Raw genomic sequence first — 18,498 nt, 5'->3', positions numbered from 1 at the left:
TTTCCTCTTTATTGTTCAAGCGCCGCTGACAGGCTCGCTGCGTCATTAACCGCCGCCGCCGTCAGGGTGTCAACAATACGTTTAGTCAGACCGGTCAGAACTTTACCCGGACCAACCTCTAGCAGCGACGTAACGCCCTGTGCTGCCATAAACTCTACGCTCTCGGTCCAGCGCACCGGGCTGTACAGCTGGCGTACCAGCGCACTGCGGATGGCTTCTGGATCGGTTTCAGTTCGCACGTCGACGTTATTCACTACCGCTACCTGCGGCGCGCTGAAGGTAATCTCCTGCAACGCAACGGCCAGTTTGTCTGCCGCCGGCTTCATCAACGCACAATGCGAAGGCACGCTCACCGGTAACGGCAACGCGCGCTTGGCGCCCGCGGCTTTACAGGCAGCGCCTGCACGTTCAACCGCTTCTTTGTTGCCGGCGATGACAACCTGCCCCGGCGAGTTGAAGTTCACCGGGGAAACAACCTGCCCCTGAGCGGATTCTTCACAGGCTTTGGCGATAGCCTCGTTATCCAGGCCGATAATGGCGAACATCGCGCCAGTGCCTTCCGGCACCGCTTCCTGCATCAGTTTGCCGCGCAGCTCAACCAAACGGATCGCCGCCTGGAAATCCAGCACGCCCGCACACACCAGCGCCGAGTATTCACCCAGGCTGTGGCCGGCCATCATCGTAGGCGCTTTACCGCCCTGTTGCTGCCAGACGCGGAAAATCGCCACGGAAGCGGCCAGCAATGCCGGCTGCGTCTGCCAGGTTTTGTTCAGCTCTTCCGCCGGGCCTTGCTGCACCAACTGCCACAGGTCATAGCCCAAAACGGACGAAGCTTCGCTGAAAGTCTTTTCAACGATCGGAAATTGCGCAGCCAAATCGGCCAACATGCCTAGGGCCTGAGACCCCTGACCTGGGAAAACAAAAGCAAATTGCGTCATTTTTTCTTCCTGTTAATCAGAAACGGACCAGCGCCGAGCCCCAGGTAAAGCCGCCGCCAAAGGCTTCCAGCAGCACCAGTTGGCCGCGCTGGATCCGCCCGTCACGCACGGCTTCATCGAACGCTGCAGGGACCGAGGCGGCAGAAGTGTTGCCGTGACGATCGAGCGTCACTACCACTTTATCCATCCCCATACCCAGTTTTTTCGCCGTCGCGCTGATAATGCGCAGGTTGGCCTGGTGTGGCACCAGCCAATCCAGTTGGTCGCGGTCCAGATTATTGGCTTGCAGCGTTTCTTCCACAATGTGAGCCAGTTCGGTAACCGCAACTTTGAATACTTCATTGCCTGCCATGGTAACGTAGGCCGGCTGCCCCGAATCCTGACGATCCTTGAACGGCAGCGTCAGCAGGCCACCGTAGGTACCATCCGCATGCAGATGGGTAGACAGGATGCCCGGCTCTTCGGACGCGCCCAACAGCACCGCACCCGCGCCATCACCGAACAGAATGATGGTACCGCGATCTTCAGGATCCAGCGTACGTGACAGCACGTCCGCGCCGATCACCAGCGCATGTTTCACCGCGCCATTCTTGACGTACTGATCGGCCACGCTCAGCGCATAGGTAAAACCGGCGCAGGCTGCGGCCAGATCGAAGGCCGCACAGTCTTTAATGCCCAACATCTGCTGCACCTGGCAAGCGGAGCTAGGGAATGCGTGGCTTGAGGTGGTGGTCGCAACGACGATCAACCCGATGTCTTCTTTAGCCACACCTGCCATTTCCAGCGCTTTTTCAGCAGCATGGAAGCCCATCGTCGCCACAGTTTCATCAGCGGCAGCGATACGGCGCTCACGGATACCGGTACGCGTGACGATCCACTCGTCAGAGGTATCCACCATTTTTTCAAGGTCAGCATTGGTGCGCACTTGTACGGGTAAATAACTCCCCGTACCGAGAATCTTTGTATACATGTACGATCAGTCACTCTTAGGTAATACAGCTTCAAGGCGCGCAGCAATCCTTTCAGGGACTTGCCGCTGCACCGCCTGCACAGCCTGTTCGATTGCTACTGCAAACGCGTGTGGGTTCGCAGCGCCGTGGCTCTTGATTACGGTGCTGCGCAATCCTAACAGACATGCGCCATTATACTGGTCGGGGTTCAGGTGGCCGAATCGCTTTACCACCCGTTTTTGCAACCAACGGCCTAACAACTTTAACCACCACGCCTGCTTGCCACCGTCTCCAGATGATTTCAGCAGCGATAAAAATACTCTTACCACCCCTTCCATGGTTTTCAGGGTGACGTTACCCACAAAGCCGTCGCAGACCATTACATCGGTTTTACCGGTGAGCAGGTCATTGCCTTCCAGGTAACCAATATAATTGATTGCCGGAGTATTTTTTAGCACGGCGGCCGCTTCGCGGATATTATCCAGGCCTTTGGTCTCTTCTTCACCAATATTCAGCAACGCCACGCGGGGCTGCGCAATACCCACCACCTCTTCGGCCATCACTGCGCCCATTACCGCAAACTGCACCAGCATAGTGCTGTCGCATTCAACGTTGGCGCCCAGATCCAGCACTACGGTTTTGCCGAGCTGCTGGTTCGGGATCACGGTCATCAGCGCCGGACGTTCAATTCCGTCCAGCGGCTTAATCAGCATTTTCGCCAGGCCCATCAACGCACCGGTATTACCTGCACTGACGCAGCCCTGCGCATCACCGTTTTTGGTCAGCTCCAGCGCAATGCGCATAGATGTACCACGGCTGGCGCGTATCGCTTGTGAGGGTTTGGCGTCGCCGGCAATCACTGATTCAGCGGGCACGACTTGCAAACGCTCCAGAAGAACCGGATCGGCTTTGGCAAGTAAAGGAGAGATGGCGTCGGGATCGCCGACCAGCAGGAGATGAAGCTGTAAATTAGAGGCCAGTGCCTGCAATGAAGCAGGCACTGTGACGCAGGGACCGAAGTCCCCGCCCATTGCATCTAACGCCAGGGTTAGACGAGTCAAGGTACCGCTACTTAGCCGATAACCTTGCGACCGCGGTAGAAACCGTCGGCAGTGATGTGGTGACGACGATGAGTTTCACCAGAAGTCGCATCAACAGACAATGTGGTGGTGGTCAGAGCATCGTGTGAACGACGCATGCCACGCTTGGAACGGGTTGGTTTATTTTGTTGTACGGCCATGGACCTTACTCCTTAATTACTTACGCTTTAAACTGGCTAATACGGCAAATGGATTCGGTTTCTCCGCCTCTGGAGGCAGTTTGCCAAATACCATGTCCGCTTCGGACACTTCACAGTGTTCAGATTCATGTAACGGGACGACAGGCAGTGAAAGAATAATTTCGTCTTCAATCATTGCCAACAGATCGACTTCGCCAAACTCATCGACTTCGATCGGTTCGTACGCTCCCGGTAATGCCTCAGCCTGCTCATCATTGACGACCGGGCTAAAACAATATGTTGTGTGGATATGACGTTCAAACGGGACACCACAGCGTTGGCACATCAGGGTTACCTGAACGTCCGAATGCCCTGTTATCACCGCGAGGCGTTGGTTATCAATATCGAACGATAACGAAACCTCAACATCACTGTCCACACTGACCACGGAGTCGGCAACACGTGTAACCTGCTCAGGCGCATAAGAACCAACATAGTCCAGGCGTTTCTGAGCGGTACGTACCGCATCAATGGTCAAGGGTAATTTTACCTTTTGCATAGGGCGCGCATATTAACTTTGTAACGACGTAGAGTCAAAGAAAAAGGCCGTAAAACGGCACCTTTCACCATTATTCGCTTCCTCAGCGGCGGACAGTTTAAAATGCCCACTCTATTTACGCTACGGTTTGCGAAAAAAATTATGCAAAGACTTCTCCTTGCCTCCACCTCATCTTACCGCAAGATGCTACTGGAAAAACTGCACCTGCCTTTCATTTGCGCGGCGCCGCAGGTGGATGAAACCCCGATGGCGGGGGAAAGCGCCGAGGCGCTGGTGCTGCGATTGGCCACAGCGAAAGCCCAGGCACTGGCTGCCGCCTACCCCGAACATCTGATTATCGGCTCCGATCAGGTCTGCGTGATCGAAGGAAAAATCACCGGAAAACCGCACACGGAAGAGAACGCCTGTGCACAATTGCGCCAGGCCAGCGGCCAAAAGGTCACCTTTTATACCGGGCTGGCGCTGTATAACAGCCGCAGCAAGCATCTGCAGGTACTGTGCGAACCCTTTCACGTACATTTCCGCACGCTGAGCGAGGCTGAAATTAGTGCTTACGTGCGACTTGAGCAGCCACTCAACTGCGCAGGCAGCTTTAAAAGTGAAGGATTGGGGATTGCGCTGTTCGATAAGCTGGAGGGGCGGGATCCCAATGCGTTGATCGGCATGCCGCTGATCGCACTGCTGGAAATGCTGCGGGCTGAAGGCATCAACCCGCTGGCATAGGTAAAAGGGCTGCGTTATTTGCCCTGAGACTGCTTGCGCAACACCTGCAGGCAGTGACGCAGCTCTTCATCCATCGGCGCTTCGATGCGCATCGTTTCGCCGGTACCCGGATGTTCGAAACGCAAAGCAGCCGCGTGCAAGAACAGGCGCTTGAGCCCGGTACCCGCCAGTTGGCGATCGAACTCGCGATCGCCATAACGATCGTCAAAGGCTATCGGATGCCCGGCGTGCAAAGTGTGCACACGGATCTGATGGGTGCGCCCGGTAATCGGGCTGGCTTTGACCAGCGTTGCGTGTTCAAAGCGCTCTTCCACCTTGAAGCGGGTTTCCGAAGGTTTGCCTTCGCTGTTGACGCGAACAATACGCTCGCCGCTCTGCAAAATGTTTTTCAGCAGTGGCGCCTGTACCGCTTTGCAATGTGACTGCCACTGGCCGCGCACCAGCGCCAGGTAATCTTTCTGCATCCCCTTCAAGCGCAGTTGCTCATGCAGCGAACGTAGCGCAGAGCGTTTTTTCGCCACCAGCAGCACGCCCGAGGTATCGCGATCAAGGCGGTGAACCAGTTCCAGGAAGCGGGCTTCCGGGCGAAGCGCACGCAGGCCTTCGATCACGCCAAAGCTCAGGCCGCTGCCGCCATGTACTGCCGTGCCTGATGGCTTGTTCAGCAGCAGCAGGTGATCGTCTTCATACAAGATGCAATCCGCCAGCGCAGCCACTTTATCCAGTTTGGCGGACACTGGCGCTTCTTCACGCTCGGCAACGCGCACTGGTGGAATGCGCACCACGTCGCCGGCGGCCAGTTTATATTCTGCCTTGATACGGCCTTTATTAACCCGCACCTCGCCTTTACGCACGATGCGATAAATCATGCTCTTCGGCACGCCTTTCAGGCGGGCAAGCAAAAAGTTGTCGATTCTCTGACCGGCTTCGTCGTCAGAAATCGTGATTAATTGTACTGCAGGAATGTTCGTTTTCATGGAGCGGGATTCTAAATAGAGCGAGTAAATAGCGCCACTTCTTTTTCTGTGCTTAACTGTCTCTCTGACTGCAGACGAAACCCCAGCGAACAATAAGGCAGCAAGCCGGTTTGAACGTTTGCGATTTCTTCCACAGTTAAGGAAAAGTCACCTTGCTATAACGGTATCAGCAGTGGAATAATGCGTTTACTTTCCACGTTGATTCTCGTTAAACAGGGAAAACGGTGGGATTATAAAATTTGTCTGATGGCGCAAAAACGCAGCAATGGCGTAAGACGTAATGCGAAATCAAACAATTAGCGGGCTGCGGGTTGCAGCTTGGCCGGCAAACGGAATCAGATCTGTCGACGTAAATCAGAGGCTATTCCCCTAGTAAAAGTGCTGTTTTTCACAAAGAAATACAGGCTTACCGAGATAATGCGCCCCTATGCAGGCGACAACCGTGAGGTTGACGACTTTGCGAGAAGACACGGGGTTTTCGGTTTTAACCCGGCCATGAGGTTATTTTGCCCGCAGCTTTGTCGATAATGTAAAAATAACGAGTAAGTTAAGATGAAAAGAATGTTGATTAACGCAACTCAGCAGGAAGAGTTGCGTGTTGCCCTTGTAGATGGACAGCGGCTGTATGATTTGGACATTGAAAGCCCAGGTCATGAACAGAAAAAAGCGAATATTTACAAAGGCAAAATCACTCGTATTGAGCCAAGTCTTGAAGCAGCGTTCGTTGATTACGGTGCAGAACGACATGGTTTCCTCCCTCTTAAAGAAATCGCCCGCGAATACTTCCCAAGTAACTACTCTTCCCATGGTCGCCCGAACATCAAAGATGTGCTGCGCGAAGGCCAGGAAGTTATCGTTCAGGTTGATAAAGAAGAACGTGGTAACAAAGGCGCAGCCTTGACCACCTTCATCAGTCTGGCCGGCAGTTATCTGGTGCTGATGCCGAACAACCCGCGTGCCGGTGGCATTTCCCGCCGCATAGAGGGTGACGACCGCACCGAACTGAAAGAAGCGCTTTCCTCCCTGCAATTGCCTGATGGCATGGGCCTCATTGTGCGTACCGCAGGCGTTGGCAAATCTGCCGATGCACTGCAGTGGGACCTGTCTTTCCGTCTGAAGCATTGGGAAGCCATCAAGAAAGCCGCCGAAGGCCGTCCTGCTCCGTTCCTGATCCATCAGGAAAGCAACGTGATCGTGCGCGCCTTCCGTGACTATCTGCGCCCGGATATCGGCGAAATCCTGATCGATAACCCTAAAGTTCTCGATTTGGCAAAAGAGCACATCGCTGCTCTGGGCCGCCCGGATTTCAGCAGCAAAATCAAACTGTACAGCGGTGAAATCCCTCTGTTCAGCCATTACCAAATCGAATCTCAGATCGAATCCGCCTTCCAGCGTGAAGTTCGCTTGCCTTCCGGCGGCTCGATCGTCATCGACACTACCGAAGCGTTGACCGCCATCGACATCAACTCCGCGCGAGCAACCCGCGGTGGCGATATCGAAGAAACTGCGTTCAACACCAACCTGGAAGCGGCGGACGAAATCGCTCGCCAGTTGCGTTTGCGTGACCTTGGCGGCCTGATCGTTATCGACTTCATCGATATGACTCCAGTGCGCCACCAGCGCGAAGTAGAAAACCGCCTGCGTGACGCAGTGCGCCAAGACCGTGCGCGTATCCAGATCGGCCGCATTTCCCGCTTTGGCCTGCTTGAGATGTCGCGTCAGCGCCTCAGCCCGTCACTGGGTGAATCCAGTCATCACGTCTGCCCTCGCTGTAACGGCACCGGCACTATCCGTGATAACGAATCGCTGGCACTTTCCATTCTGCGCCTGATCGAAGAAGAAGCGCTGAAGGAAAATACCAAAGAAGTTCACGCTATCGTGCCAGTTCAGGTTGCCTCTTACCTGCTGAACGAAAAACGTGAGTCGGTGAGCGCAATCGAAAAACGTCAGGGTGGCGTGAAAGCGATCATCGTGCCGAACGATCAGATGCAAACCCCACACTACTCCGTACTGCGTGTACGCAAAGGCGAAGAAACACCAACCCTGAGCTACCTGCTGCCGAAATTGCACGAAGAAGAGATGGCTCAGCCACTGGAAGATGCGCCGATGGAGCGCAAACGTCCGGAACAACCGGCTCTGGCCTCGTTCTCTCTGGCTGCTGACGCGCCGCCGCCTGCCGAAGAACCTGTGGTGGCACAGGCCGCTACTGCCGCTGTAGTGACCAAGCCAAGCGCCCCAAGCGCTGCCAAACCAGGTCTGTTGGGCCGCCTGTTCGGTGGTTTGAAAGCGCTGTTCGCCAGTGAAGAACAACCTGTTGTTGAAGCCAAACCTGCCGTTGAAGCACCTAAGGCCGAAGGCAACGGTGAAAACCGCCGCCAGGATCGCCGTGGTCAACGCCGTCAGGGCTCTGGCCGTAAAGAACGTGGTGAACGCGGGGAACGTGGTGAGCGTAGCGATCGTCCTGAACGTGGCGAACGCAAGGAACGCGGCGAAGGCCGTGACAATCGCGAGCGAGATAACCGTGAACCACGTGAAAATCGTGAGCCGCGCGACAATCGCAGCGAAGGCCGTGAAACGCGTGAAGTGCGCGATGAACAACGCCGTAACAACCGCCGCAATACGCCGCAGGTTGCAGCACCGGTTGCCGAGGTGCCACAGTCTGAAGAAGCCGCCAAGGCACAGCGTGAAGAGCAGCAACAACGCCGTGACCAGCGTGCCGAACGCCAGCGCCGTCGTCAGGAAGAGAAGCGCCAGGCTCAGCAGGAAGTAGCTGCACTGGAAAGTGTAGACACCAGCACCAACGTTATCAGCGATGAAGATCTGGAAGAACGCCAGCAGCAGAACATGCAACGTCGCCAGCGTCGTCCTCTGTCGCAGAAAGTTCGCGTCCTGTCCGCGGAAGAAGAACTGCATCGCGCAGCGGAAGAACTGCTGGCGCCTAAAGCACCGGTTGTGAAAACCCAAGACGCGAAGCCGGCTGTGGAAGAAAACAGCGTTAAACTGCTGCCAGAAACCCTTGATGCACCGGCTGAAGATGATGTTCAGGGCGACAACCGTAATGGCGAAAATGGCATGCCACGCCGTTCACGCCGCTCACCACGTCATCTTCGCGTGAGCGGTCAACGCCGTCGCCGTTACCGTGATGAGCGTTACCCTGCCCAGTCACCGATGCCGCTGGCCGGGGCTTTCGCCTCACCGGAAATGGCTTCTGGCAAGGTATGGGTCAGTTACCCTGTAACACAAACTGCGCAAGTGATTGAAGAAGTTGAAGTTCAGACTGACGCTACCGAAATCGCTGCCGACAACGTGATGGCACAAGAAACCGCCAGCGTAGCCGCTCCGGTTATCGCTGAGGCTGCCGCGCAAACCATCGCACCGGTAGAAACCGCTGAAGTTGTCATTGCAGAAGAAGCCCAGCCGGAAGTTGAAACTGTTGCGCCGATCATTACGGCTCAATTGGAGAAAACTGCTGCGGTGCAGCAGGCTGAGATGCCAGTAGTTGAAGAAGCAACCGTGGTTGAAGAAACTACTGCGACTGAAGCTGCCCCGGCGGTTGAAGCACCGCCTGTTGTGGAAGTGACTGCTGCTGTTGTAGAGCCTGTCGCAGCGCCAGCGCCAGTCGTCGTTGAAGCCGCACCTGTTCAGGAAGTTGCCGCTCCGGTCGTTGTTGTAGAAAAAGCGCCGGTTGTTCAGCAACCAGTACAGATGCAAGCCGTGCAGGATGTGCTCTATAAACATATCGCCACAGCGCCAATGACCAAGGCCCCTGCGCCGGCTTACGAGCCGGAAGAGCAGAAAGGCAGTGATTGGCAACGCCCTTCCTTCAATTTCGAAGGTAAAGGCTCGGCGGGGGGGCATGCTGCGGTGAATCAAGCCACAGCTCCGGCAACCAAACCGCAGCCGGTTAACGAATAAGTTAATCTGCTCCGATAAAAAAACCCGCCAAATGGCGGGTTTTTTCTTGCCAAAAAATCGGTTCAGGCAATTTTTTTCAATTGTTTGATATCCAGCAAGTCCAGCTTGCCGTCGAGCTGGCTGACAAATTGTTTAAAGTGCTCAGTGGCGTTGTGTTTTTCCAACGCTTCTGCGCTTGCCCAACGCTCGAAGAACACGAAGGTGCCAGGCTGTTCCAGATCGCGGTGCAGATCATACTGCAGATTGCCCAGTTCCTGACGGCTTGGTTCTATAATCTCATGCACAGTGTCGCTGACGGCGGACACAAATTCAGGTTTCGCCTGCAGGGTGGCAATAACTCGTACTTCCATTTCTTTCTCCCATTCCACATGATAAACGTTGATAACCCAGCAGTTATGACGCGGGGATCGTTAAAATCCCTGTCACTATGCGCCCGAAAGCCAATTGATTTCAACTTGGCGTGAACAAACAGATGCATCAAAGACGCTTTCAGCTTATCCTTATACCCCGGCGTGAATAACCCCCATTATTCGCTTTTATATAGACGTGTTTCTGACCGCCGGAGCCTTGCAACATGACCGCACAACCTCAAGCCCTGAAAATCCGCCGCCCTGACGACTGGCACATCCATCTGCGTGATGACGACATGCTGAAAACGGTTCTGCCCTATACCAGTCAGGTATTTGGCCGGGCGATTGTGATGCCGAATCTGGCTCCGCCAATCACTACCGTAGACGCTGCACGGGCTTATCGTGACCGCATTCTGGCCGCAGTACCTCAGGATCACGATTTCACCCCATTGATGACTTGCTATCTGACCAACTCGCTGGCCGCTACCGAACTGGTCAATGGCTTTGAGCAAGGCGTGTTCACCGCCGCCAAGTTATATCCTGCCAACGCCACCACCAACTCCAGCCAGGGTGTCAGCGATGTGAAAGGCATCTACCCGCTGTTTGAACAAATGCAGAAAATCGGTATGCCGCTGCTGATCCACGGTGAAGTGACCGACGCAGCCGTAGATATCTTCGATCGCGAGGCGCGCTTTATTGAACAGGTTATGGAACCCATCCGCCGGCAGTTCCCAGAGTTGAAAATCGTCTTCGAGCACATCACGACCAAAGAAGCGGCTCAGTATGTGCAGGAAGGCAATCGTTTCCTTGGCGCCACAATCACCCCGCAACACCTGATGTTTAACCGCAACCATATGCTGGTTGGTGGTATCCGTCCGCACTTGTTCTGCCTGCCGATCCTGAAACGCAACATTCATCAGGATGCGCTGCGTAAAGCCGTCGCCAGCGGTTCAGAACGCTTCTTCCTCGGCACCGACTCGGCACCGCATGCCAAGCACCGCAAAGAGTCTAGCTGTGGCTGTGCCGGCGTATTTAACGCCCCGAATGCAATTCCGGCCTATGCCAGCGTATTCGAACAACTGGGCGCGCTGGAACATCTGGAGGCCTTCTGCTCGCTGAACGGCCCGCGTTTTTATGGCCTGCCGGTCAATGCCGACTTTATCGAACTGCAACGTGTACCGACGACGCAACCGGAAGAGATAGCCATGGGGAAAGAAACGGTTGTGCCATTCCTGGCTGGAGAGACCCTGAGCTGGTCAGTGAAGGCGTAAAATCTTTTTTAACGCAACCTCTTGCTCCCGCACGAACTTAACTGTATAAATAACCAGTAAATCGCTTCGGGGGCAATCATGCGTGTTGAAGTCACTATAGATAAAACCAGACCGCTACCGCCAGGGGCAATTGAAGCCCTGACCGGCGAGCTGGGCAAGCGGGTAAATCGTCAATTTCCAGATGCCGTAGTTCAGGTCCGTTATGCCGGTTCCAACGGACTTTCTGTGCTTGGCGGCCTAAAAACGGATAAAGACCTTATCGCTGAAATCCTCCAGGAAACCTGGGAAAGCGCAGACGAGTGGTTCAGCGCAGAATAACACTGCAATGCTGTTTTTGCCGGGGGGTCGCTCCCCGGCTTTTTTGCTTTTGAAGCCTCACTCACCCTCCTTCAATTTTATGCTGGAAGAAAAGCCTTATCTGGTCTGTACTGAATGTTTTTAACAGGAGGTGTTTGACATGGTCCCGGACAAGATAAAATCTGAAGAAACGATGACTTTTGGCGAGCTGCTGGCGCTGATTGGCGATCAAAAACGGCGCTTGAACGTATTGGAAGTCGCGTTCTCCTATCTGGCTTTTGGTCTGGATGACAAAGCCAATCAATTGCTGATCCACAGCCTGAAACTGGAAGCGCAAAATCAGAATCGCGATGCCGAAACGCAGCAACATTTCGCGCATCTGGCCGCAGAGCTTGAGAAACGGTTACACAGCACGCCTCCTGATGCTGAATGATTGCCGCATGCCCGTCACGCAGGCCTCCTTGGCCAGCCAGTAGAATAATTATATTTATTTTGCAAAAAAGGATGGAAAAACCCCACCGCAGAAACCATATGCGTATACTGTAATTGCTCACATGATGATGAGCCGCATTGATCCTCGTTAGTCACTCACGTTAGTTACTACTCAATAAGGGGTCTTTATGGACAGAAATGATGAAGTAATTCAGACACACCCGCTTGTTGGTTGGGATATTAGTACTGTCGACGTTTATGACGCCATGATGATACGCCTTCATTACCTGTCTTCACTAGACCAGACGCCAGAAGAAGCCCAAGTAGACAGAACGCTTTGGTTAACTACAGATGTCGCACGCCAATTAATCAATATTTTAGAAGCCGGCATTGCCAAGATTGAAGCAACGGATTACCAGGACCTTGATCGTAAAAAGCACTAATTTTCTGCTCCAAAAAGCCTAAGGCGCCAGCGATTATCTCTGGCGCCTTTTTCTTTACCGGCACAGCAGCGCAACGGGTGCATTGCTTCGCCCAACCTTTTATCATAGCCCGATAAGAAACGTATATCAGAGAGGTTACGGCACGTGGAATATGACTTAATTGTTGTGGGCAGCGGTTCGGTAGGCGCAGCGGCGGGTTACTATGCTACGAGATCCGGCTTGAAAGTATTAATGATCGACAGCGCTATGCCCCCACACCGTAACGGCAGCCACCACGGCGATACACGAATCATCCGCCATGCCTATGGCGAAGGTGAAAAGTATGTGCCACTGATTCTGCGTGCCCAGGCCCTGTGGAACGCACTGATTCAGCAAACCGGCGAAGAACTGTTTCAGGCCTGCGGAGTACTGAACCTCGGGCCGCAGCATTCTGAATTCATCAACAATGCCCAACGCAGCGCGCAAAAGTTCCGCCTCAACACGCAAAACCTTAGTGCAGAGCAGATTAACCAGCGTTGGCCCGAATTCAATGCGCCTGAGGGCTACATTGGCGTGTTTGAGCCCGATGCCGGGTTCCTGCGCTCGGAACAGGCCGTCGCCAGCCTGATCAAACTGGCTAATGAAGCCGGCTGTAGCCAGCTGTTCAATTGCCCTGTCAGCGCAGTGGAACCTATTGATGGCGGTGTCGAAGTGGTCACCTCTGAAGGCCGCTTCCAGGGCCGAAAAGCGGTGGTTACCGCCGGCACCTGGGTAAAAGCTCTGCTGCCGCAGTTACCGATCGCACCGCTGCGGAAAGTATTTTCATGGCATCAGGCGGATGGCCGTTACAGCGTCAATAACCGTTTCCCGGCTTTTACCGTTGAGGCTCAGGACGGCAACCATTATTACGGTTTTCCCGCCGATAACGACGGGCTGAAAGTGGGTAAGCATGACGGCGGCCAGGAGATGGATGCGCCAGAGCAACGCAAACCTTTCGGCAGTTTTACCAGTGATGGCACTGAAGTCTTCCAATTCCTGCGCCAATTTTTACCGGGTGTAGGGGTATGTTTACATGGGGAAGCATGCAGTTACGATATGAGTCCGGATGAAGATTTTATTATCGATACCGTCCCGGGATGCGATCGACTGATGGTCATCAGCGGTCTGAGCGGCCATGGTTTCAAGTTTGCCAGCGTGTTGGGTGAGATCGCCGCCCTGTTTGCCGAAGATAAAAACCCGCCGGTGGACATTTCACCCTTTACGCTAAAACGTTTTAATTAAGCTTTTCCCATTCACGAACCGCACCCGCTAACCCACGCGGGCTGCGGCTCACCCCTCGGTTACAATTCACCACGCCTATAACTCATTAAAAAATCATATAAAAAATCTGGCCACGGAAATTTCTGACACAAGTATCCGGATTTCCGAATTGATACTCTATGGTGTAAGTCTTATTTTACAGCTGATATGCCCAAGTAATTTTTCGATCAACAAGGACGTCACCATGAAACTGCTTGTCGTGGACGAATGCTGCTTCACCCGGGTCGGAATCGACAACTATTTTTCTGACCATGTTTTCGCTCAGACCACCTGTTGTCACAGCATTGAGCAGGCGATGCCGCTGCTGAGCAGTTACCAGCCGAGCCATATCCTGGTAAACCTGACGAAGCATTGCCGCTATAACGACGACGATACTCAGTTGCAGGCTTTTATTGAGGCCAGCCCCTCTGCGCTGCTGTTTATTTATCTGGACACGCCTTATCCCTACAGCGAAACGCCGATGCGCATCGCTGATAACGCTTTCCTGTTCAACAAAAGTATTTTGCCCGTTACCCTGCGTATGCTGAGGGAAAAACCTGTTGCACTGATGGATGCTGGCGTTGAACACTCCCTGTTCAGCCCGCAAGAACTGACGGTGATGAAACACTGGATGGCGGAAATGCCGAATTACCGCATCGCGAAAAAGCTGCAAATCAGCTCACACACGGTGTATGTTCACAAACGCCATATCACGGAAAAAATCAACGCCCGCAACCGGTTGGAGTTTTACTCTCTTTATAATGTACTGCGTTATTTCTATCCGCCAAGCGCGCCGGCCGCCCCGATGTCACTGTCTCTGCTGGCCGTATAACCTGTTCAAAGAGGTGAAATTCACCTCTGCTCCCACACTTTGCCCTTTCGCAGTATTAACGTTGGCTACAAAAATACTATAATCAGCGATCCTAACCTTTTGGCTGCTTAGAATGCTAAACAAAATACTGTCGGCGATCGTCAACAATGTACGCGAACATCTGGTGCTGTACCTCTGTCTGTGGCTACTGGTGCTGGCGCTCGATGTCTATTTCTTCTTTATGACCTGACTCAAGGCGCTACGCTAACCTTCCCCCATGTGTGTTTCAGGCGTTTCTAAGCCCCGGCAGGTTGCTGCCACGGATGCACTATGCGCCAGCCTCCCTTCTGATTTTGTTCTTTACTCCGGAGTAACTTTCTTGCCCGGCCGACCATCGCCGAGGATAATGGCCATTTTATGCCCCCCGTCAGTGTTTTCCAGCGCGATACGGGCAATAATCGTCAGCGGTACCGAGAGCAACATGCCTACCGGCCCCATCAGCCATCCCCAGAAAATCAGCGAAAGAAAGACCACCAGCGTAGACAACCCCAGCCCTCGCCCCATGATCCTCGGCTCCAGCATATTGCCAATCACCAGATTGATCGTGATAAAGCCCCCCGCCACCACTAACGCATCACCAAAGCCGTTAAACAACAGAGCCTGAATCAATGGCGGAATGGCGGCAATCACCGAACCTATATTGGGAATATAATTCAGCAAAAATGCCAGTAACCCCCAGATAAATGCAAAGCGTACGCCGACCGCAGCAAGGAACACCCAGACAATAATGCCGGTCGCCAGACTGATCGCCGTTTTGATCACCAGATAACGGGTTACCCCCTCCAGCGCGCGCTGAATATTGGCAATCCCCTCGCTGGGCTTGTCCAACGCCTGTTGCAGCTTGTAAGGCAGCAACTGTACTTCAAACAACATAAACACCACGGTCATCAGCAACAGGAATATATTGGTCATAGCGCCGGAAAGGTGACTCAGCAGACGAGTCACCAGGTTCATCGCTGCGCTGGGATCGACATACTGCAGCATCGCCACGGTGGACACGGTAATGTTGAAACGATCGGCGTAATGTTGTAACTCGCGCAGTTTTTCCATCATCATGCCGCGGTATTGCGGCAATGAACGGGCAAGCTCATTCAACGAGGCACCCAGCATGCCGATAAACAGCATCAGCACCACCACCACAGCCACCACCAATAAGCTAACCCCCAACACGCGCGGTATCCGCCAGCGTTCGAGTTGCGCCACCAGCGGGTTCAGTACCATCGCCAGAAATACCGCCAGCATGAACGGCACCACGATGTCTGCCGCCGCTTTAATACCGGCAAGGATAATCACCAGCATCGCCAACATAATGGCCAGACGCAGGCTGCGATCGGTCAAAAGGGTTCGGCTCATGACATTTCCTTTGTATTGACAATCCAGGCCCACAAGGCCACCAAATGCCTCTTATGTTAGCAAACTCTGCCGCTGCCGCGCAGGTAAACTGCCGATAAACACCTGCCAGCAAGAAAATCCGCCCCCTTGCTAAAATCAGACTGGAAATAATCGGCACTCTTTGCTAGCGGATTATTTGTTAAAAAAAGACCGTATTTACGCAAAATGACAAAAGCTGACATAAATAAATAAAATCATTTAATTTCAATGAGTAAATAAAAAACACACTCAAATGACGATATTCACTACGACGATTTCACTGATTAACTTCCCGCAATCTTCCGCAAATTCACTGATTAATATTCTAAAGAAGTAACATAGTTAAATTTATTATTGATTTTATGTTTCTTAAAGTTTAATTATTGCACCCAGAAAATGATGAATGTAAGGAAACAAGATGCTTTGGAAAAATACCGCCAGCCGTTTTGGTCATATTTCAGTGCTAATCCATTGGCTGGTTGCGCTGACGGTTTACGGCATGTTTGCCCTGGGCTTATGGATGGTCACGCTGGGCTATTACGATGTCTGGTATCACCAGGCACCGGAAATTCATAAAAGCATCGGTACACTGTTGTTCATCGTCATGGTAGTTCGGGTGGTCTGGCGTTTCGTTTCACCGCCGCCAAAACCGCTGGCCAGCTACGGTCGCTTTACCCGCATCAGTGCGATACTGGCTCATATCGCGCTGTATGTTGTGCTATTCAGCATCCTGATCAGTGGCTATCTGATTTCCACCGCCGACGGCCAGGCGATCAGCGTTTTCGGCTGGTTCGACATCCCCGCCACGGTCACCGGCATGGCTGAACAGGCCGATACTGCCGGCACTATCCACCTTTATCTGGCCTGGACCGTCGTCGTACTCTCGCTACTGCACGGCCTGGCTGCGCTTAAACATCACTTTATTGATCGTGATGTGACTTTGAAACGGATGCTGGGTAGCAGCGCCGATTAACCTTTGGATTTATGGAGATTGCTATGTTGAAGAAAACCGTATTGGGCCTGACCGCAGGCGCACTGCTGCTGAGCGCCGGTTCCGCACTGGCTGCCGACTACAAAATTGACAAACAAGGGCAACACGCCTTTATCGAATTCCGCATCCAGCACCTGGGTTACAGCTGGTTGTACGGCACCTTCAAAGACTTTGACGGCGGCTTCACCTTCGACGAAAAAGATCCGTCCAAGGACAAGGTTAACGTCACTATCAATACCGCCAGCGTCGACACCAATCACGCCGAACGCGACAAACATCTGCGCAGTGCAGAGTTTTTGAACGTGGAAAAGAACAAACAGGCCAAGTTTGAATCCACCGAAGTGAAAAAGAGCGGTGACGGTTATGCAGTGGTCGGTAATCTGACGCTGAACGGCGTTACCAAACCGGTCACGTTGGACGCCAAACTGATCGGCCAGGGTAATGACCCATGGGGTGGCTACCGCGCCGGCTTTGCGGCCAACGGTAAAATCAAGCTGAAAGACTTCGGCATCACTACCGATCTTGGCCCGGCATCGCAGGATGTTGAGCTGATTATTTCTGTCGAAGGCGTACGCGCGAAGTAATACTACGTTCTATGAGTTGCTTGAAAGGCGACGGGTATAAAGCGCGGCAAATCTGCCGCGCTTATCATTGGCTCAGCTTGCTGGGCCTTCATCCTCAGGTGCCGGAATGAGCATCGTGGTCTGCAACAACCCTTTCGACTTATTGAAAATCTTGATGCCATTTTCACGACCGGCTCGGCGAGCGCGCTGTTCTTCACGCGGCAACTTCAGCTCTTCGCGGCAGATCTCGCTGCAACAACCTTCAAATTTGGCGGCGCAGGTCGGGCACTGAATAAACAGCAAATGACAGCCGTCATTCTTGCAGTTGGTGTGAGTATCGCAGGCGGCGCCGCACTGGTGACAATTGGCGATCACATCGTCAGAAATCCGCTCCCCCATGCGCTCGTCGAACACAAAGTTCTTGCCGACAAACTTCAGCGGCAATCCCTGCTCTTTCGCTTTGCGTGCGTACTCGATAATCCCGCCTTCCACGTGGTAGACGTTTTTGAAGCCGTTATGCAGCATGTAGGCACTGGCTTTTTCACAGCGAATACCGCCGGTGCAGTACATGACAATATTTTTGTCTTTATTGTCCTGCAGCATCTCAACCGCCATCGGCAGTTGGTCGCGGAAAGTGTCTGAAGGCACTTCGATGGCGTTCTCAAAGTGGCCGACTTCATATTCGTAATGGTTACGCATATCCACAAACAGCGTATCCGGATCGTCGATCATCTGGTTGACGCGATCGGCCTGCAAATACTCACCCACATTCGCCGGGTTGAAGCTCTCATCGTCAATCCCATCGGCGACGATGCGATCGCGCACCTTAAGGCGCAGCACCCAGAAGGATTTACCGTCATCTTCCAAGGCGATATTCAGGCGCACCTGATCCAGCGCCGGGTGCGAGGCAAACAGAGCGGCTTTAAACGCGTCGAACTTGTTCTGCGGCACGCTGATCTGCGCGTTGATGCCCTCTTTGGCCACATAAATGCGGCCAAATACCTTCAGCTTGTCAAACTCAACGTACAGGCTGTCGCGAAACGCTTTGGGATCGTCGATGGCGAAGTATTTATAAAAAGAAACTGTGGTGCGTGGCTCTGTTTCCGCCAGCATGCGCGCCTTCAGTTCCTCATTAGAAATTCGGTTATGTAACACTGGCATGGTGTACTTTCCTGTCTTTCGGGAGGTGGCTTATTTTGAACTCGCGGGCCGCAGGCCCACGCGCGGCGCACATAATACCCGAAAATGTCGCTCAAAACAGCATTAGCCCGGCGGCAATGTTTAACGCTGGAAACTTGACGCCCGTCACAAACCCCGATAAGCCTAAGGGTAGTTTGCTTTCTCTTTACC

General features: G+C 53.3%; 20 protein-coding genes. 11 read left to right on the top strand and 9 right to left on the bottom strand.

Annotated features, from left to right (window positions below):
• Positions 1 to 8 precede the first annotated feature (8 nt).
• From fabD to yceD, 5 genes are read right to left on the bottom strand one after another with little or no spacing between them, the layout of a single operon-like run.
• Complete coding sequence (gene fabD / locus SERAS12_RS09330) at positions 9 to 938, bottom strand: ACP S-malonyltransferase (protein ID WP_013812436.1); 930 nt, start codon at positions 936 to 938, stop codon at positions 9 to 11.
• 16 nt (positions 939 to 954) lie between these two features.
• Entirely contained in the window at positions 955 to 1,908 is a 954-nt protein-coding gene (locus tag SERAS12_RS09325) for a beta-ketoacyl-ACP synthase III (protein WP_013812435.1), read from the bottom strand.
• A gap of 6 nt (positions 1,909 to 1,914) precedes the next feature.
• Positions 1,915 to 2,949, bottom strand: coding sequence for a phosphate acyltransferase PlsX (plsX, locus tag SERAS12_RS09320; RefSeq protein ID WP_071880445.1), 1,035 nt, complete (start codon positions 2,947 to 2,949; stop codon positions 1,915 to 1,917).
• Between the two features lie 11 nt (positions 2,950 to 2,960).
• Entirely contained in the window at positions 2,961 to 3,128 is a 168-nt protein-coding gene (rpmF, locus tag SERAS12_RS09315) for a 50S ribosomal protein L32 (protein WP_004943042.1), read from the bottom strand.
• 16 nt (positions 3,129 to 3,144) lie between these two features.
• Complete coding sequence (gene yceD, locus SERAS12_RS09310; RefSeq protein WP_004943040.1) at positions 3,145 to 3,666, bottom strand: 23S rRNA accumulation protein YceD; 522 nt, start codon at positions 3,664 to 3,666, stop codon at positions 3,145 to 3,147.
• A gap of 141 nt (positions 3,667 to 3,807) precedes the next feature.
• Between yceD and SERAS12_RS09305 the strand changes: the two genes are divergently transcribed.
• Positions 3,808 to 4,389, top strand: a complete 582-nt coding sequence (locus tag SERAS12_RS09305; protein ID WP_143760030.1) for a nucleoside triphosphate pyrophosphatase — start codon at positions 3,808 to 3,810, stop codon at positions 4,387 to 4,389.
• Positions 4,390 to 4,403: 14 nt separating this feature from the next.
• Here the strand turns inward: SERAS12_RS09305 and rluC are convergent, their stop codons facing one another.
• Positions 4,404 to 5,366, bottom strand: coding sequence for a 23S rRNA pseudouridine(955/2504/2580) synthase RluC (rluC, locus tag SERAS12_RS09300; protein ID WP_004943036.1), 963 nt, complete (start codon positions 5,364 to 5,366; stop codon positions 4,404 to 4,406).
• Positions 5,367 to 5,918: 552 nt separating this feature from the next.
• On the opposite strand from rluC, the gene rne reads away from it, so the two are divergent.
• Complete coding sequence (gene rne / locus SERAS12_RS09295; protein WP_013812432.1) at positions 5,919 to 9,281, top strand: ribonuclease E; 3,363 nt, start codon at positions 5,919 to 5,921, stop codon at positions 9,279 to 9,281.
• A gap of 62 nt (positions 9,282 to 9,343) precedes the next feature.
• Here the strand turns inward: rne and SERAS12_RS09290 are convergent, their stop codons facing one another.
• Positions 9,344 to 9,631, bottom strand: a complete 288-nt coding sequence (locus tag SERAS12_RS09290) for a putative quinol monooxygenase (RefSeq protein ID WP_013812431.1) — start codon at positions 9,629 to 9,631, stop codon at positions 9,344 to 9,346.
• A gap of 224 nt (positions 9,632 to 9,855) precedes the next feature.
• On the opposite strand from SERAS12_RS09290, the gene pyrC reads away from it, so the two are divergent.
• From pyrC to SERAS12_RS25485, 7 genes are all read left to right on the top strand, one after another.
• A complete protein-coding gene (gene pyrC, locus SERAS12_RS09285; RefSeq protein WP_013812430.1) occupies positions 9,856 to 10,902 on the top strand; it encodes a dihydroorotase in 1,047 nt (348 codons plus the stop codon).
• 78 nt (positions 10,903 to 10,980) lie between these two features.
• Positions 10,981 to 11,220: a DNA damage-inducible protein I gene (gene dinI / locus SERAS12_RS09280; protein WP_006324660.1), complete on the top strand. Its 240-nt coding sequence runs from the start codon at positions 10,981 to 10,983 to the stop codon at positions 11,218 to 11,220.
• Between the two features lie 139 nt (positions 11,221 to 11,359).
• Positions 11,360 to 11,632 carry a hypothetical protein gene (locus SERAS12_RS09275; RefSeq protein ID WP_013812429.1) on the top strand — a complete coding sequence of 91 codons (273 nt, stop codon included), beginning with the start codon at positions 11,360 to 11,362 and terminating at the stop codon, positions 11,630 to 11,632.
• 187 nt (positions 11,633 to 11,819) lie between these two features.
• Positions 11,820 to 12,074 carry a biofilm formation regulator BssS gene (bssS, locus tag SERAS12_RS09270; protein WP_004943025.1) on the top strand — a complete coding sequence of 85 codons (255 nt, stop codon included), beginning with the start codon at positions 11,820 to 11,822 and terminating at the stop codon, positions 12,072 to 12,074.
• Positions 12,075 to 12,218: 144 nt separating this feature from the next.
• A complete protein-coding gene (gene solA, locus SERAS12_RS09265; RefSeq protein ID WP_013812428.1) occupies positions 12,219 to 13,334 on the top strand; it encodes an N-methyl-L-tryptophan oxidase in 1,116 nt (371 codons plus the stop codon).
• A gap of 223 nt (positions 13,335 to 13,557) precedes the next feature.
• Positions 13,558 to 14,184 (top strand): LuxR C-terminal-related transcriptional regulator, encoded by a 627-nt coding sequence (locus SERAS12_RS09260; RefSeq protein ID WP_013812427.1) that lies wholly within the window; start codon positions 13,558 to 13,560, stop codon positions 14,182 to 14,184.
• 112 nt (positions 14,185 to 14,296) lie between these two features.
• Positions 14,297 to 14,413: a DUF2770 family protein gene (locus SERAS12_RS25485; RefSeq protein ID WP_006324655.1), complete on the top strand. Its 117-nt coding sequence runs from the start codon at positions 14,297 to 14,299 to the stop codon at positions 14,411 to 14,413.
• 110 nt (positions 14,414 to 14,523) lie between these two features.
• Here SERAS12_RS25485 and SERAS12_RS09250 read toward each other — a convergent pair whose 3' ends face one another.
• Entirely contained in the window at positions 14,524 to 15,576 is a 1,053-nt protein-coding gene (locus tag SERAS12_RS09250) for an AI-2E family transporter (protein ID WP_013812426.1), read from the bottom strand.
• 436 nt (positions 15,577 to 16,012) lie between these two features.
• Here SERAS12_RS09250 and SERAS12_RS09245 point away from each other — a divergent pair, with 436 nt between their 5' ends.
• On the top strand, positions 16,013 to 16,567 hold the full coding sequence (locus SERAS12_RS09245) for a cytochrome b (protein WP_013812425.1): 555 nt from the start codon (positions 16,013 to 16,015) through the stop codon (positions 16,565 to 16,567).
• A gap of 23 nt (positions 16,568 to 16,590) precedes the next feature.
• Entirely contained in the window at positions 16,591 to 17,169 is a 579-nt protein-coding gene (locus SERAS12_RS09240) for a YceI family protein (protein WP_004943016.1), read from the top strand.
• 72 nt (positions 17,170 to 17,241) lie between these two features.
• Here SERAS12_RS09240 and SERAS12_RS09235 read toward each other — a convergent pair whose 3' ends face one another.
• Positions 17,242 to 18,309, bottom strand: a complete 1,068-nt coding sequence (locus tag SERAS12_RS09235; protein ID WP_013812424.1) for a rhodanese-related sulfurtransferase — start codon at positions 18,307 to 18,309, stop codon at positions 17,242 to 17,244.
• Between the last annotated feature and the right edge of the window lie 189 nt (positions 18,310 to 18,498).

The organism is Serratia sp. AS12 (assembly GCF_000214195.1).
Taxonomy (GTDB): Bacteria; Pseudomonadota; Gammaproteobacteria; order Enterobacterales; family Enterobacteriaceae; genus Serratia; species Serratia plymuthica.
This window is presented reverse-complemented; position numbering and strand designations above follow the sequence as displayed.

Excerpts from the sequence above, each read along its gene's own strand:
- SERAS12_RS09250 (WP_013812426.1), bottom strand. The coding sequence starts at position 15,576 with ATGAGCCGAACCCTTTTGACCGATCGCAGCCTGCGTCTGGCCATTATG.
- SERAS12_RS09260 (WP_013812427.1), top strand. The coding sequence starts at position 13,558 with ATGAAACTGCTTGTCGTGGACGAATGCTGCTTCACCCGGGTCGGAATC.
- rluC (WP_004943036.1), bottom strand. The coding sequence starts at position 5,366 with ATGAAAACGAACATTCCTGCAGTACAATTAATCACGATTTCTGACGAC.
- SERAS12_RS09325 (WP_013812435.1), bottom strand. The coding sequence starts at position 1,908 with ATGTATACAAAGATTCTCGGTACGGGGAGTTATTTACCCGTACAAGTG.
- SERAS12_RS09245 (WP_013812425.1), top strand. The coding sequence starts at position 16,013 with ATGCTTTGGAAAAATACCGCCAGCCGTTTTGGTCATATTTCAGTGCTA.
- SERAS12_RS09305 (WP_143760030.1), top strand. The coding sequence starts at position 3,808 with ATGCAAAGACTTCTCCTTGCCTCCACCTCATCTTACCGCAAGATGCTA.
- SERAS12_RS09290 (WP_013812431.1), bottom strand. The coding sequence starts at position 9,631 with ATGGAAGTACGAGTTATTGCCACCCTGCAGGCGAAACCTGAATTTGTG.
- dinI (WP_006324660.1), top strand. The coding sequence starts at position 10,981 with ATGCGTGTTGAAGTCACTATAGATAAAACCAGACCGCTACCGCCAGGG.
- SERAS12_RS09235 (WP_013812424.1), bottom strand. The coding sequence starts at position 18,309 with ATGCCAGTGTTACATAACCGAATTTCTAATGAGGAACTGAAGGCGCGC.
- rpmF (WP_004943042.1), bottom strand. The coding sequence starts at position 3,128 with ATGGCCGTACAACAAAATAAACCAACCCGTTCCAAGCGTGGCATGCGT.
- SERAS12_RS09275 (WP_013812429.1), top strand. The coding sequence starts at position 11,360 with ATGGTCCCGGACAAGATAAAATCTGAAGAAACGATGACTTTTGGCGAG.
- rne (WP_013812432.1), top strand. The coding sequence starts at position 5,919 with ATGAAAAGAATGTTGATTAACGCAACTCAGCAGGAAGAGTTGCGTGTT.
- yceD (WP_004943040.1), bottom strand. The coding sequence starts at position 3,666 with ATGCAAAAGGTAAAATTACCCTTGACCATTGATGCGGTACGTACCGCT.
- SERAS12_RS09240 (WP_004943016.1), top strand. The coding sequence starts at position 16,591 with ATGTTGAAGAAAACCGTATTGGGCCTGACCGCAGGCGCACTGCTGCTG.
- SERAS12_RS25485 (WP_006324655.1), top strand. The coding sequence starts at position 14,297 with ATGCTAAACAAAATACTGTCGGCGATCGTCAACAATGTACGCGAACAT.
- bssS (WP_004943025.1), top strand. The coding sequence starts at position 11,820 with ATGGACAGAAATGATGAAGTAATTCAGACACACCCGCTTGTTGGTTGG.
- pyrC (WP_013812430.1), top strand. The coding sequence starts at position 9,856 with ATGACCGCACAACCTCAAGCCCTGAAAATCCGCCGCCCTGACGACTGG.
- fabD (WP_013812436.1), bottom strand. The coding sequence starts at position 938 with ATGACGCAATTTGCTTTTGTTTTCCCAGGTCAGGGGTCTCAGGCCCTA.